Annotated in this window: 8 protein-coding genes; 7 read left to right on the top strand and 1 reads right to left on the bottom strand. The window is 55.4% G+C overall.

Annotated features, from left to right (window positions below; all coding sequences use genetic code 11):
• Nucleotides 1–260 precede the first annotated feature (260 nt).
• On the top strand, nt 261–530 hold the full coding sequence (locus tag ACFSR7_RS16370) for a hypothetical protein (protein WP_378163323.1): 270 nt from the start codon (nt 261–263) through the stop codon (nt 528–530).
• Here ACFSR7_RS16370 and ACFSR7_RS16375 read toward each other — a convergent pair.
• Complete coding sequence (locus ACFSR7_RS16375; RefSeq protein ID WP_378163325.1) at nt 514–1,956, bottom strand: type 2 periplasmic-binding domain-containing protein; 1,443 nt, start codon at nt 1,954–1,956, stop codon at nt 514–516. The two genes, ACFSR7_RS16370 and ACFSR7_RS16375, sit on opposite strands and share 17 nt — an antisense overlap.
• A gap of 330 nt (nt 1,957–2,286) precedes the next feature.
• Here ACFSR7_RS16375 and ACFSR7_RS16380 point away from each other — a divergent pair, with 330 nt between their 5' ends.
• The 6 genes from ACFSR7_RS16380 to ACFSR7_RS16405 all read left to right on the top strand — a co-directional run bounded on the left by ACFSR7_RS16380 (nt 2,287) and on the right by ACFSR7_RS16405 (nt 15,260).
• Entirely contained in the window at nt 2,287–4,494 is a 2,208-nt protein-coding gene (locus tag ACFSR7_RS16380) for a helix-turn-helix domain-containing protein (RefSeq protein WP_378163326.1), read from the top strand.
• 350 nt (nt 4,495–4,844) lie between these two features.
• Complete coding sequence (locus tag ACFSR7_RS16385; RefSeq protein ID WP_378163328.1) at nt 4,845–6,329, top strand: ABC transporter substrate-binding protein; 1,485 nt, start codon at nt 4,845–4,847, stop codon at nt 6,327–6,329.
• 59 nt (nt 6,330–6,388) lie between these two features.
• The gene (locus tag ACFSR7_RS16390) at nt 6,389–7,333 is read left to right on the top strand and encodes a carbohydrate ABC transporter permease (protein ID WP_378163329.1); all 945 of its coding nucleotides are present in this window, start codon (nt 6,389–6,391) and stop codon (nt 7,331–7,333) included.
• Between the two features lie 45 nt (nt 7,334–7,378).
• Nucleotides 7,379–8,215, top strand: a complete 837-nt coding sequence (locus ACFSR7_RS16395; RefSeq protein WP_378163331.1) for a carbohydrate ABC transporter permease — start codon at nt 7,379–7,381, stop codon at nt 8,213–8,215.
• 61 nt (nt 8,216–8,276) lie between these two features.
• The gene (locus ACFSR7_RS16400; protein WP_378163333.1) at nt 8,277–10,634 is read left to right on the top strand and encodes a hypothetical protein; all 2,358 of its coding nucleotides are present in this window, start codon (nt 8,277–8,279) and stop codon (nt 10,632–10,634) included.
• 42 nt (nt 10,635–10,676) lie between these two features.
• On the top strand, nt 10,677–15,260 hold the full coding sequence (locus ACFSR7_RS16405) for a DUF4838 domain-containing protein (protein WP_378163335.1): 4,584 nt from the start codon (nt 10,677–10,679) through the stop codon (nt 15,258–15,260).
• Nucleotides 15,261–15,297: the final 37 nt, after the last annotated feature.

Below are 15,297 nucleotides of genomic sequence, written 5' to 3' on the forward strand. Positions count from 1 at the left end.
TGATTGCTGATTCCGGCGGCGATTGGCGTACAGGTAAGCGCGCGATCCGCGAAACGGCCGCTTTCCGGATATGTGGCGGGAGCGTAAAGCCTGCATATGTACATGTATTTTCCAATTGCTCGCGGCTGTTGATGAAATGCCTGCAAATATGCAGGCAAATTCTAAAGCACAGCCGGAAATCGGGCTGATGAAGGAAAATAACTGCGCGATTGCATCCTTTCTTCTCGAAAGGATTGAAATCGGCGAAAAAGGATGTATATTTGCAGGCATTGCAGCGAAAGAACGGCGTGGCGGCGATAGGCCGACAGGGGATGATCTGGGTCAGCGAGACCGATCTGCAGATGGACGCCCTGACGACGATCGTGAAGGAAGAAGCGCCGGAAGAAACGGAGACGCCATCCGATGACACGAGTACAACCGTTGAAGTAGAACAAATAATCCGCATTTCGAACATACGCGGGCAGCTCGTCGATCGGCAGATTCTGCACGATTTGCCGGCCGCTGTCGATCCATTTATTTACCGTTTCTAGCCGAACGAATCTCTAAGTTATATTGATTGAATATGGCGTTGCCGTTGTAATTTTGCATGATCTCCTTACGGTATGCGGGCCAATTTTTGCCCGACTTGTCCGAGAAAAGCATCTTGACCTGCAGCTCGTCTTGTTTGTCGCGCATCGTCTCGACGTTAATATCCAGCGGCGGCGTCAATGGCGTCCCTACGCTTTCATATACGGGAATCGCGGAAAGCGTCTGCGCGATCGCTTCGTCTCTTGCCGTTTTTCTTGGATCCATCACCTTCAACCCGAACGTCTGAGGAGAATCCGGCGTGAAGAAGTCCCATATATCGAGAAAGTTTCCCTTCTTGACGATGTCGTTCTCGTAGGCGGACGGGATTCGCGTAATCGTGTTGCCTTGGCGGGTATAGTGTTTTCCTTCGATCCCGTAGTGGGTCATCAAAAAGCCTTCTTCGCTGCTGAGCCAATCCAGGATTTGAGCGATCCGCTTCAGCTTGTCCGGGTTCAGGCCGGCAGCGTTATTCGAGAATACGAACGGAGCGCCGGGCAAGACGGCGGCCTGCAACGGCGATTGGCCCAGCGGATTGAAGGGAACCCAGTTCGCGTTCGGATCGAACGCTTTGCTTCGGGCCTGAAGACTCTTGGGATTCGCATCGTAAGCAAAATCCGCCGTTGTCCCCAGTACGACGCCGGCCTTGCCGCGAACCGCTTTCTCAAGCGCATCGGCTCGATCGTTCAGGAACCAGTCCGGTTCCACTACGCCTTCGTGGATGATGCTCAGGATATCGTCCACAACCTGGCCTACATGCTCGTCCATCTGCATATCGACGAGTCTGTTTCCGTCATAAAAGGCGGGATAGATGAGTCCATGCTTGATATATTCCGGCCAGTCCGTAGACAAGCTTCTCCCGTCGCCAGCGGCGGTGAAGCCGTAGGTATCGTCCTTGCCGTCGCCGTCCGGATCATTAAAGGTGAATGCGCGAAGCGTTTGAACATAGGCTTCGTAATTATCGGGAATGGGCAGGGCCAGACGATCTAACCAGTCTTTGCGAATATAATAAGCCCTGTATGCCTGCTTGTCGTAAGGCAGAGGCGCCCGCACAAACTTGTTGTGGAATTGGTATCGGCGCAATTCAGTCTCATTTACCCAATATTTGAAATAGTTCGGCATGGTTTCCGGGGTTACGAATAACGTCATTTCCGCGAGGGCGTTGTCCAGTGCGTAAGAAGCGCCTCCATCCGCCCCGATGCCGAGCCACATGTCCGGCGGAGCGTTCGAGGCGAGCAGCGCCGCTAATCGGGTGTCATAGTCGCCCTCCGGCACGGCTGAAACTTCAAGCCGAACATGGAACTTGGACTCGATCGTCTGTCGGACAAAGTCCACCGATGGGTCAGGCAAAGAGGAAGAAGGAGGGCTGCTGACGAAAATATGCAAGGACAACGGTTCATCTTGCTTCGATAGCTGGGGAGATTCCGAGTGGTCGGAGAAAGGATCCTGTATCCATAAAGCAAGCCCGCTCACGAGTACCAACGACACAACTGCTGCAATGATTGTTCGCTTCACCCGGGTCACCTATTCTCCAGCTCCATCGTTTAATCCGATTTATACAAAATTATATATTCTATGATTATGACATGGCAAACGAAATCATCCGTTTTCTACTGCCGCACTGAAAACTCCCTGATTCCATCTATATCGTGATATATATAATGTATCCATATTCAGGACGAGTGCACAAATGAGATTTTGCCGCAGACGGGAGAGGCCACCATGCCAAAGACCGGCGTTAACCGCATTTTCTGGTCCTTCTTTCCTATTGTATTCGTGATCGCATTAACGCTGCTCTCCATGTCTTATATGACGCTGAACGAAATGTCCAAGCAGTCCGCCAAAAAAGCGAACGAGGTTCTGTCGCACGACATTTCCCGGATGATCGACTCCTCTCTGCAAGACGTCGAACAAAAAATGCTGGCCTTGCTGAAGGAACCGCGGATCGAGCGTTTTTTTCGGCGTGCCGACGAAGGGGGCCGTTTGTATACGGATTACCAAGCGGCCGGCGCGCTTAAAGAAGCGATTGCGGATAATCCGCTCATTCAATCGATCGTCCTTTTTCGTTCAAGCGACCAGAAGGTGCTCACCCCTTGGGAGAACACGACGATCGATCAGTTTGCGGACAAAAAATGGATTGCCCTCCATATCGCCAGCTTAACGCCCTTTCGATGGGAAGGGCCGAGGGAGCTGCAGATCACGCCTGGAAGCGTCGAGCCTGCAAACGTGGTCTCGCTCGTCAAAATCGCCAATTTATCCGACCGCAGCATGATTATGGTCAATATTAGTACGGAAGCGTTAGGGGCGCTCATTCATCGCATGGCCGATTCGAATTTGACCTACATACAGCTTGTCGACGATGAGGACAAGCTGCTGGCCTCCGGTCTGCCGGCTTCCGAAAAGGATGCGGGAAACGAATGGTCCCATGTCCGGTCCGATTATACGGGCTGGACGATCCGCAGCGGCATATACAAGTCGGGCATCGTCGAATGGATCGCTTCGTTGTTTTACTTGTGGCTCGCAGTGGGGCTTACGACCGTCGTGATCGCGGTCCTATGGCTGATCAACGCTTCCAGGCGCAACTACAAGCCGATCCGTCAGATTGCCAGCAAGATTTACGGCATCGGAGATCGCAAGTATACAGCATGGCCGGACAAGCCGAAGGACGAATTCGGATTGATCGAGAACGCCATCGAACATCTGGTCGACCGCTCCAATATTCTTCAGGAAGAAAACAAAGAAAATCTCGCCTATCGAAAACGCCATATGTTTATGCAGATGCTGGAGGACAGCAGCGGGACGAAGCGATGGGAGGAAGAGCTGAGGCGCTTCGCCGTCGATCCGAACGGACGTGATTTTGTCGTATCGGTTTTGGAGATCGACCGTTTCGCTTCTTTCTCGGACATGTATCGCTCGGGCGACCAAATATTAATGAAGCAGGTGCTTCAATCCGTTCTGTCCGAGATGGCGGCGAATGAATCCGTGGTCATCTGGGCGGAATGGATCGGCCAGGAAAGGCTGGGTGTTTTGTTCGGTTTATCGAGGGAGCGGGGCGATTACGGGCAGCTGGTCCATTTGTCCGAGCAGATGAACAACTGGATTCGCGAGCATTTGTCGTTTACGGCGACGATCGCCTTAGGCTCGAAGGTACAAGAGATCGCGAATATTTCGGTTTCCTACAAGCTAACCCGAACCGTACTCGATTATAAGCCTTCGCTGGGCTCGGGCCGGGTGATTCGTCCCGAAGACATCGGTTCCGGCCCTGAAATTGAAATCTCCAGATGTCTGAAGCATATCCGCGAATTATGCCGCTCCTACCGCGCCGGGGAGGAGGAGTGGAGCGCGCATCTAGGCGACTTGTACGCTTTGCTCGACGGGCGGCTGTTGTCCAGAGAGCAGTTGGCTAACCTGCTTAGCTACCTGTCCACGAATTTATTCAAGGAAATGGAGGAGCTTCCCGGCGAGCTGCGCGAATTCTGGGACAACGAGGCGTACCCCGAAGTGAGAAAGGCAATTGCCGAAACGGAAACGTTGGAGGATGCAAAGCGTACCTTGTCCGATACGCTGCACGGCATTTTTAAGCTTCTTCGTAAAGAGAGGGAGCTCCGGCAGGGCTACGGAATTATTATGGAGGTACGGCAGTATATCTCCGATCATTTCTGCAATCCGGATTTGTCCCTCAACATGTTATGCGATCAATTCGGCATTCGGGCAAGCCACCTGAGCCGGATCTTCAAGGAGGAGCTCGGCATTAACTTCGTCGACTTCGTCGGGCAGGTCAGATCGGAGAAGGCGATCGAGCTGCTTCGCGAGTCGGACCTCGCCATCCAGGATATCGCGGCCGAGGTGGGCTACTTGCATGTCAACACGTTTAATCGCGTATTCAAGCGGCATACCGGAAATACGCCGGGGCATTACCGCCGTCAATGAAGGTAAAAACCGCCAAGCCGGCAAAAACGGTATAGATCTGTTCCATCGGGCGAATCTCAGGTTCCGCCGGGCGGGACCGGTCTTTTTTTGTTTATCCACGGAACGGCGAATCCTTGCGTCCTTCATGGGGGAACGCCGAAATGCCTGTAACCATGCGGGTTTTTCGGACCGCGTAATTTATGGTGAGCCGGAAAAAACGGTCTATTTACCGGCTGCGAGGCAGGATGGTACATTTGCGGTGCATTTGATTGCCGCCTAGGAACGGGTTCGACAGTTGCAGCGAATCGAGCAGCGAATCGAGCAACGAATCGAATGTAAAAAATCAAAAGGACGTTAAGGGGATGAAACCGGTGAAACTAAAAATCGGAACGAGACCGGCACTGTTAGCTGTCATGTCGACGCTGCTGGCCGCAACGGGCACTGCATGCAGCGGTGGAGGAAACAGCGCGGAACAATCTTCGCAGGCACCCGCATCGTCATCAGCGGCCGCTTCTTCAGCCTCGGATACGTATCCGGAGAACGGACTGCCGAAAAATGAAAAAGTGGTGCTGAAATACGGCTTTTTCGAAGGCGGCCTGGGCAGAGAATACATCGATCTGGCGATGGATTCATTTAAGAAGAAGTATCCGAACGTCAGCTTCGAAGTGATGTATTCGCCCAAAATCAATACGATCATTCAAACGAAAATCGCTGCAAACGACGACGAGAATATGTTCGATCTGTTCAACACGACCCTGCCGGGCGGAAGAAACGCGATGATCCCGCTCGTGCAGGCCGGCAAGCTCGAACCGCAGGACGACTTGTGGGACAGAGTCGTCGCCGACGGCAACGGCAAAACGGTCAAGGAACTGGCGATTCCCGGCATCTATGAAGGGGCCCTCCGCTATTTCAACAAATCGTACAATCTGCCTAACGTCGTGAGCAACGGCGGTTTGTTCTTCAACAAAAAGCTGTTCGAGAAGTACGGCTGGAATCAAAATCCGAAGACCTGGGACGAATTCGTACAACTGCTCGCGGACATCAAGGCCAAGGGGATCATTCCGATGACGTATCCGGGCCAATATCCGGGTTATCTGGACAACGGCTTTGGCTTCGCCAAAATGTTCGAGCTCGCCGAGCAGAACGGAACGCTCGATACGTTCAAGAAAAACTACGAGACCTATGCGCTTCCGCAATATTTGGCTCCCGAAACCGTAGAAGTTTGGAAGCGCATTTACGAGCTCGGCAAGAAGGGATACTTCCCGGACGGCGTGGCCGCATTAAGCCATACGCAATCGCAAATGCAAATGCTGCAAGGCCAAGCGGCCATGGTGCTCACGGGCGACTGGGTTCAGAACGAAATGAAGGATTCGGTTCCGCCGGATCTCGAGTGGGGATACATGGCCGTGCCGATGGGGAACGACCCGGACAGCACCAAGTGGATCTCCAGCTCTACAAGCAACGGCAACTACATTTGGGCCGCCAAGCCCGAGTTGAACAAGAAGTGGGCCAAAGAGTTCTCGTTGTGGCTGTGGACGCTGGACGTCCAGAAGGCGCTCGCGGAAAAAGGCGGCGCTACGCCGGTGCGCCAAGAATTCGTAGCAGACAAGACGTTGATGGAATCCTTGCAGAGTGCACCGAAAGCGGTCCTGCAATATATGAGCGCCAACAAAACCGTCGTGACCAGTCAAATCCGCACCGTAACGCTTTCCGATCCGGCTGCGGCGCAAGCGGAAAAAACGTTGACCGAGGCCATTACGGAGATCACGTCGGGCAAAAAGGACCCGGTTCCGGTGCTGGAGCAAGCGGAGAAGCTGCACACCCAGGCGCTCGAGGCGCAGAAAAACGCAAAATGACCGGGGCGGGGGAAGCGGAGCCAAATCTGCTTTCCCCAACCCTGAAAGGATGAAAACAGTTGAACCCATCCGCTGTCGAACCCTCCCGCATAGAAGGCCGCAAAGCCAGGTCGCTTTCGGCGCAAGCGCAAAAGCGGATTTTTCTGATCGTCGCGCTGACGCCCGCATTGGGCGGGTATGCACTCTTTACGCTATACCCGAATCTGCTCGCGATCGTGTATTCGCTCCTGGACTGGAACGGCATTTCGGAGCCCCGATTCGTGGGACTGCAAAATTTCAAAGCGCTGGCGCACGATCCCTACGTGTGGCGCGCGCTGAAGCACAATCTCTTTTTCGCCGTCACCGTTCCTGTGTCCGTGATCGCCATCTCGCTGGTGCTCGCCTATATATTGACGAACAAGGGCTACAAAGGGAGTGGAATTTTCAAGGTGCTGTTCTTCTTTCCGAACGTGCTTTCCTCCGTCATCGTGGCTTTGCTGTGGACCTTTATATACGACGGCAGCTTCGGCATCTTGAACGCGCTGCTTCGCCTGATCGGCGTGCATATGGACAACTATTATTGGCTCGGAGAGAAGAGCACCGCAATCTGGGCGATCGTGCCTCCCAGCGTTTGGGGAGGCGTCGGATTTTACGTCGTCATCATCATCAACGCGATGACGTCCATTCCGCCTTCCTTATACGAATCGGCCAAATTGGACGGCGCCAGCCATATGACGCGGCTGTTCCGCATTACGCTGCCGCTGATCATGCCGATCATCCGCGTTTGCGCCTTGTTTCTGATGCTGGGCACGATCAAAGGCTTCGAGCAGGTGCTCATTTTGACGAACGGAGGACCTTCCGGCTCGACGGAGGTTATCGGTCTGTACATGTTCAATATGGCGTTCGGAACGGACTTCCACAATTACGGCTATGCCTCCGCCGTCGGCATGCTGCTGTTCGCGATACTGGTAAGCGCGAAGGTCATCATGGATAAAGCGTTGCCGAACCGCTCCTATGAATATTGATCTTGCTGCCGGGAGGCGACACTTTATCGGAAAGGATAGGATGACGTGAAAGAGCGCCGCTCGCTGGCCGATCTGCTATGGTGGACCATTCTGATTATATGGTCGCTCGGCATTCTGTTTCCGTTGATATGGGTGTTCTACGAGTCCTTAAAGACGAACATGGCGTTTTTTCAAAGCGCCTGGCGGCTGCCGGAAACGCTGCATTGGAGCAACTACGGCAAAGCCTGGGTGAAATTCGGCATCGGCCGGACGATGCTGAACACGCTCTATTATGTGGGCGTCAGTCTCGTGCTCGGCACCCTGCTGACCGCAGTCAACGCTTATGCGCTAACCCGGTTGACGTTCAAGGGACGCAAGCTGATCTGGGCGATTGTCATGCTGTCTCTGTTCCTTCCCGGCATCAATTCCCTTATTCCGCAATACGTGCTGATGCGCGATTTGCATCTGACGAACAGTCTGACCGGGCTCATCGTTCTCGATAGTCTCGGAGAGAGCGTGTTCTATTTGATGCTGCTCGGCGGGTTCATGCAGTCCTTGCCCAAGGAGTTGGAAGAAAGCGGCTATATGGACGGCGCCTCGTTGTTCCGGTCCTTTTGGAGCATCATCCTGCCGTTGTCGATGCCCGGGCTTGTGACTGTCGGCATATTCAAGTTTCTGGGCTTGTACAACAACTTTCTGGGACCATTCATTTATTTGAGCGATCCCGCCAAGTACACGATCGGGGTCAACATGTATCTGGCGAACCAGATGATGCAGTATACGACCGACTGGGTCACCCTTTTTGCCGGGCTCCTGATCGCCATGGTTCCGTCGATCGTGGTTTTCGTATTGTTCCAGCGCATGATTATGGAAGGAGCGACGCTCGGCGGCGTAAAAGGCTGATGCGTCGCAGCCGGATGACCGGCCGATTTTCCAACAAGCCATTAGGAGAGGTGGAAGCGCAATGCCGGACAACGGGGAAGAGACGGCCTGCTGCGATTCAGTCACGATAGCGGAGCTTCGGGCGCTTGCCGCGCCTTCTGTCAGCTGCAACTATTACGTGCGGGATGTGGGGAAGGAGGGGCATTTTCGCTACGATCCCGGCGATACCGCATCAACGGACAACACGGGGACGGTCGTCGTATCGGCATCCGGAGCACGATTCAAGCGCATATACGGAAACGAATTGGACGCAAAATGGTTTGGAGCGGCGGGCGACGGTACTGCCGACGATACGGCTCCGCTGCAGGCGGCCATCGCTGCGGGAACCGGGCAAACGGTGCTGCTGAAGGGCGTTTTCCGGATTACGCAATCGCTGCTGCTGTCGTCCGCTTCCAAGACCAGCCTCGTCGGGGCCAATCCGGAGGCGAGGATCGTGCTTAACAGCACGACGGCGGGAGATGCGGCCATCGTAATCACGCCGGTCAATGCCTATCCCCCTTCCGATGCCAGAGCGTTTATCCGGAGTCTGATCATTACCGCGACAGGAGCCAATAATCAGGCGGGCATCGCCTACCGTTGTACAGGGCTTGCGAACAAGTCGCTGTGGTACCATTTCGAGGATCTTGAGGTGGTGGCCTCCGGCTACTGCTTTGACTTCTCCGAGATGGTTTACTCCGGCAACATGCATTTTACCCGGATTATGTCCAAGGGCGGCGGCGCGATCAAAATCACGCCGTACCCCGGCGTCAGCTACTATCCTCACTCGACGAGCGGTTTGCGCATAGACAACTTCCGGTTTTACGGGATGGACCGGATCGGACCGGCGCTGCATTTGGTCGGCTGCAATATGTCGCTGCTGACGGACGTCGTATTGGAGGGCAGCGGCATGTTCCGCAGCGATCTGGCTCCGACGTACGCCGGGGCCAAGCACCTGCATATCGATAGCCCGTGCCGCTCGTTCGAGATTCGCGGACTATGGCTTGAAAGCGCGGGCAGCAACGCGCCGAACGCGGTCGGCTGCATCTTCAGCAGCGATTACGTCGGCGACGCCGCCCAAATGGTACGGATCTGCGAATCCAGATGGATGGACAATCTCGTCACTAGAAGCAGCGGCGGCAGCCTGCTTGTGCATCTGGAGGCGATCCCGTTTATTTACGACACGGACCTTCCGATCCGGGCCGCCGCGGACATCGCGGACAAGACGCAGGTCATTTTCGACCGATGCCAGTTCCGTTCCGGCAACTATGTGTACAACTGGCTGTGCGCCATCCCGAAGGTGACGCTCCAGAGCTGCTTTCTCTACAATGTGACCGGCAACGCGGTATCCGGCACCGGCATGCTGACGCCGGCTACCCCGCCCACGGCGAAGAGGCTTTACGAATATACGGGGGGATTCATGAGCAATACGAACCAGAAGCTTGTCTTGAAAAGCACTTACGCCGGCATCGGCGCGCATCATCCGCAGCATGACCCGTACCTGGGCTCGACGCTGCTGATCCGCAAAGGCGCCGAGTCGGCCAGCGTCTGGCGGCTGGCGGAGCTAAGGAATGTCGGACTGAACATCGCGGAGATGAAAGACCGCTACGTCTATGTCGCCCTGCAGCTGCGCTGCCCGCACTTGTCCGCAAGCGCGACATTTAACGTCAAGCTGTTCAGCAATCCCGGCGCGATCGCGATCGGCAGCGTTGCGTTCGAGCCGGGCAACTGCTGGGACTGGCAGACGGTGGAGGGGTTCTACAAGATAACCGGCACGGAGACGGCGATCAACGAGCTGCTGGATTTCTCGTATGGCACGGTCAAGCCGGATTGGGTGCAAATCAAAGGCTTGACCCTCTCTGCAGGCGACGTCATTCCGATACCGGTAAGGAACAATGCGGACTGCTACGACGAGGGAAAAGGAATGCCCACGACGGGAACATGGGCGGCCGGAGACAAGGTTTCCGTGCAAAATCCGGTGGAGGGCGGCAATGCGGGCTGGGTTTGCGTTGCGGAAGGAACGGGACGCGCGATCGGCGGCGTGACGGCGACGACGGCTACCGGGTCGGATTCGCTTACCGCCGTCGCGAACGTAACGGAGCTTATTCCGGGAGACTTCATCACCGTGGCCGGCACAAGCGGCTACAAACGCGTGCTATCCATCTCGGGCACGACCGTCAAGGTAGACTCCGCGTATACTGCCTCCTTAACCGCAGCAGCCGTAGCCAGCCAGCCGTTCCAATTCCGCGCGTTCGGACAGAACGGATACCGGAGCCGTGCGGGAAGCCCGGCCGGTTCGACGGTCCCTCTTTTTATAGGCGAAGAACTGCTGGATACGACAAACAAAGCCTGGTACAAATCGACGGGTACGAGCACTGCCGACTGGGTCAAGACGGGCGTATAGACTGTCGCACGGCCATCAAATCATTCAAGGAGTGATTGACGAGTGGGCAAAAACAAGCTTTATAAGTCGGTTTCGCGCATTTTAATCATGGCATTGCTGATATCCGTATGGCCGGCAGCCCATGTGCGGCAGACGGCCGCAGCGGATACCCCCGAACCGCATTTGACCATCGTCGAGAACGGCCAGGCGCAAGCCGTCATCGTCGTGCCGGACAGCAGCGACGCCAACCTCCAATATGCGGCGAACCTGCTCAAGCAATACATTAAAAAATCGACGAACGCGGATTTGGAAGTGAAAAGCAAAACGGCTGTCGACAGCGCGGCCGCAACCTATCAAAACATGGTCAAAATCGATGTCGGCTTCGCTTCGGCGGGGAGCGATCCCGACATTCAATCGGATCTGAACGGGATGACGAACGACGGCTACTTGATCCGGCCGTACGACAACGGCATTACGATCATCGGGCCAACGACCTGGGGAACGCGGTTCGGCGCAAGCGCTTTTCTCGAACGCTATCTGGGCGTGCTCTGGCTCATGCCGGGCGAGGACGGCGAATATGTGCCGAAGACAAGTACGGTGGACATTCCGTTAACGCCGGTTCGCGAGGAGCCTGCTTTTACGGAAGGGGTGCTTTATAGCGGCGGCGCAGAAAATCAGGAATGGATCGACCGGAATAAACGAAATACGGCAAACGACTCCAACGTATGGTTCAGCCATAATTTATACAGTCTGTTTCCGCCGCAGGAATTTGCCGCAACGCATCCGGAAATTTATCCGATCATCAACGGTCAAAGAAAGATTCCGAGTGCAGGACAAACCACGGTCTGGCAGCCCCGATTCACCGAGCCTATTACAGTATCGATTGCGGTTTATAAAATTAAAGCCTATTTCGACGCGAATCCGACCAAAACCTGGTTCGCGCTTGGCGTAAACGATTCCGGCGGCTACAGCGACGAATACATCGCAAATGCCCCGCTGAATTCAGTAGGCCTGCCTAATCTGTCCGACGTTTATTACCAATGGGTGAACGATGTCGTGGGCGAGGTCGTTCAGGATCCGAAATATCAGAATAAAAAATTCGGATTAATCGCCTACGACTGGGTGGCCGATCCGCCCTCGTTCGATCTGGATGCGCATGTCGTGCCCTTCTTGACCAAGGATCGGACGACCTGGGTCGATCCCGGGGTGGAAACGGCGGGGAAAAGCCTGAATGCCGCATGGAGCGCGAGAGCGAGCGCCCTCGGATGGTACGATTACGACTACGGATTGACGTATGCCATCCCCCGCGTATACATGCATCAAATGGCCGATAACTACCAATTCGGAGAATCGCAAGGCGTAAAATACTTTTTCTCGGAGCTGAACCCGAACTGGGGAGAAGGGCCGAAGCCTTGGGTCATGGCCAAGCTGCAATGGGATCCCGATCTGGATGTCGATGAGCTGATCGATTTATGGTGCGAGCGGGCGGTAGGCGCTGAAGCGGCCCCCTACTTAAGGCAATATTACGACTACTGGGAAGCCTTCTGGAGCCAGGATATACCGGGTTCGACCTGGTTCGAAACCTTTAAAAACGGTACGTATTTGCACTTCTACGACGCCTCCTATTTAAATGTGCCGACGAGCGAGGATATGGAGACAAGCAGGGGTTTCATGGAAGCCGTTCTGGAAAAGGCGAGTACGCCTGAAGAAAAGAAGCGCGCGCAGATGCTTGATCGCGTCTTCGAGTATTACGAAGCTTCCGTGCTCAGTTATCCGAGAACGTACGACCCGATCGCCGACGAGAGCACGGCACTCGGCTATCTGGCGGATAACGGGACGCTTGAATCGGCATTGACGATGGCGGTGAAAAGAAACCAGATTCTCGATCAGGAAATGACGAAGAAGCCGCCATTATTTGAACGGGATCCGCGGTATCTGCCGGCCATGCAATGGAACGGGTTGAATTCCAGCTTGTTTTTCGCGCTCGACGATTACATGAAGAGCGCGGAGCCTAACGGAGGTCCCGTCGTTGACCGGGTTTTGCAGCTTGCCAAGGCTCCCGCCTCGTCGCAGCAGCGCGATTTTGCCAGATTGCTGCTCAAAGCGTGGAAGGACAAATATGTCATCGCGGATCCGTCCTTCGAATCGGGACAGCCGGGCGAGCTGCAAGCCGGAGACGTCTGGGAGCCGAATGTCATTATGGGCGGCTCGGGCAATTCCATTCGTTACGACAACATCGTCGCGCACACGGGAAGCATGAGCGTCAAGCTGGAGAATATCGGCGAAGCAGGACCCGCCCAATATGTGCCGGTAACCGCAGGCCTGACCACCGTCAGCGCGTACTATTACTCGCCGCCGGGCACGCAGACGCGCGGCTCGATGGTTGTCATCTGCGATTTGTACGATGCAAACAAGAACTTGCTCAAGGCGAACTTCGCGTATACGGGACGCAAAATGTTCAAGGATGCGGCCGGCGAATGGAAACGCGCCGAATTGCTCTTCAATGTGCCGGGTTCCGTTAACAATGTGCCTGTCAAATATATGCGGGTGTATATGGATGCCTATCAGCTGGATGACGGCGTACCGGCTTATATCGACGACGTTTCTGTCTATCAAGGCATCGATACGAGCCGCTTGGACGCGCTGATTGACGTTACGGACAACTTCCTGTCCAATTCCGGCGCGCTGCACTACACGACGAACTCCATCTTAAGCTTGAAGGCGGCGGTGGACCAAGCGAAGCTGCTGCTGACGCAGCATATTGCCGACGCCACCCAGGAGGAAGTCGAGACGGCTGCGATGCAGATTGATAGCGCGCATGACAGCCTCGTGCTGCTGCCGCTGACCTCTGAAGTTGAAGCCTTCTTAAGCGAGCTGTCGTATGATCCGGTCAAGTCGTGGGCAAAAGCCGAAGGTCAGCAGGACGGCATCCATTACGATGCGAACGCGCAAGGCAACGCCTATTCCGTGCGGACCGGCGGGCAGGCCCAAGCCTTTGCCAAGAGCGTCGGCGCGGTCGCGCCTTCCAAGCTTTATTACGATTTGACCGGCAAGGGGTTCGAGCAGTTCGAGGCTTATGCGGGCATCGATCAAGGCGCCGAGCTTCCGAGCGGAATCGCGTACAGCATGTCTCTGGGAGCAAATTCGACCTACGCGGAAACGGATGTAACGACAGGCGCGGTGCAGTATGGCGGAGACGGCACGCTTAGCTTCAAGCTTAGCGGAAATGCGGACGGGAACAACTATTTCCGCACGAAAACGCAGGCGGCGCAAGGCCAGGCGCCGGTGCTTGAAATCACGCTGAACGATAACACCACGCGTACGATCGTAGCAAGCGAAAACTCGCAAGTCGTCGGCGGCACTTCCGCGGACACGAATTATAACGCGGACGGCGCGCTGAAATCCCAGCTTGTCGTCAGCAGGGGTGCGCTGAAAATCGCCTACCTGAAGTTTGATCTGAACGCTGCCGGCTTGTCGGCGGGCGATATCCAATCGGTGAAGCTGAAGCTGTTTATATTGTCCAAGAACAGCCCTAGCGTTCAGATTACGGCCATAAGCAACGACAATTGGAGTCCGTCGGCCATTACCTGGAACAACCAGCCCAAGGCGTATTTGCAAGCAGAGCTTGATGCGGATCAGGGACCGATTTTCCGCATTTACGGCGACGGGAAGCTGCTTTATGAGAGCGGCGCGGTTGGAAACCGGAATCAGAACGCTGTCAAGATCAGCGTTCCGATCAACGGCGTTAACGAGCTGCGTCTGGAAACGGTCGCGAACGGCAGCTTGCTCGCCGATCAGGCTGTGTGGGCCGACGCCAAGTTTTTGACCTATACGATCTCGGACGCCGACAGCGTAGCCGACGATCGGTCGGCGCTTACCTGGGATGTCATCAGAGGTGAAAATGCCGATCCGAGCAGCGTTACCCAAGCGGTGTATCTGCCGGATGCAGGAGCGCACGGCAGTACGATCGCATGGAGCGCTTCGCCGGCAGGCTTCCTAGATCTTGCGTCGGGGGCCGTCGCCAGACCGGAAGGCGCCGATCAAACCGTAACGCTGACGGCCGTCGTGGCCAAGGGCGCGTCCAGCGCCGTCAAGGCGTTTGAGCTTACGATACCTGCTGCGCCTTCCGTGTTCCTGAGCGGCGCTAGCATGGGAAATCAGACGGTTGCGGGGTTTGCCTACGATAGAGAGGACTATACCATCGTATTGCCGTACGGCACCGTCTCGGTTCCGGCGATAACGGTCGAAGCCGCCGACCCGCAGGCGACGGTCGAAGTGACGAAGGCCAATACGCTGCAAGAGGTAACGAGCGTGAAGGTCACCGCCTCGGACGGTCAAAAATCGAAGACGTACCGGTTTTCGTTTCAAGTGACGACGGAGACGGAGGCGATCGCTGGCATCCTGCATTTGATCGAGCAAAACGAGTCTTCGGGAGCTATTGCGCACGCCCTGGCCAGCCAGCTGAACAATTCGCTCGATCAAGCCGAAAGCATGCGGTCGAAAGGAAAGCCCCAGCAAGCGATGAAGCATCTGGAAAACTTTTTGAAGCATCTGAACAATAAGGGACAACAGAATAAGATTACCGCCCAGGCGCGAACGGCGCTTGAAGCCGACGCCACCGCAATCCTGAACGTATGGAAGCGATGATTTTTGAACCCGTAAGCGGAGTATGGAGGAATGGCAC

Source organism: Cohnella sp. GCM10020058 (genome assembly GCF_042683485.1).
Classification (GTDB): Bacteria; Bacillota; Bacilli; order Paenibacillales; family Paenibacillaceae; genus Cohnella.

Excerpts from the sequence above, each read along its gene's own strand:
- ACFSR7_RS16380 (WP_378163326.1), top strand. The coding sequence starts at position 2,287 with ATGCCAAAGACCGGCGTTAACCGCATTTTCTGGTCCTTCTTTCCTATT.
- ACFSR7_RS16400 (WP_378163333.1), top strand. The coding sequence starts at position 8,277 with ATGCCGGACAACGGGGAAGAGACGGCCTGCTGCGATTCAGTCACGATA.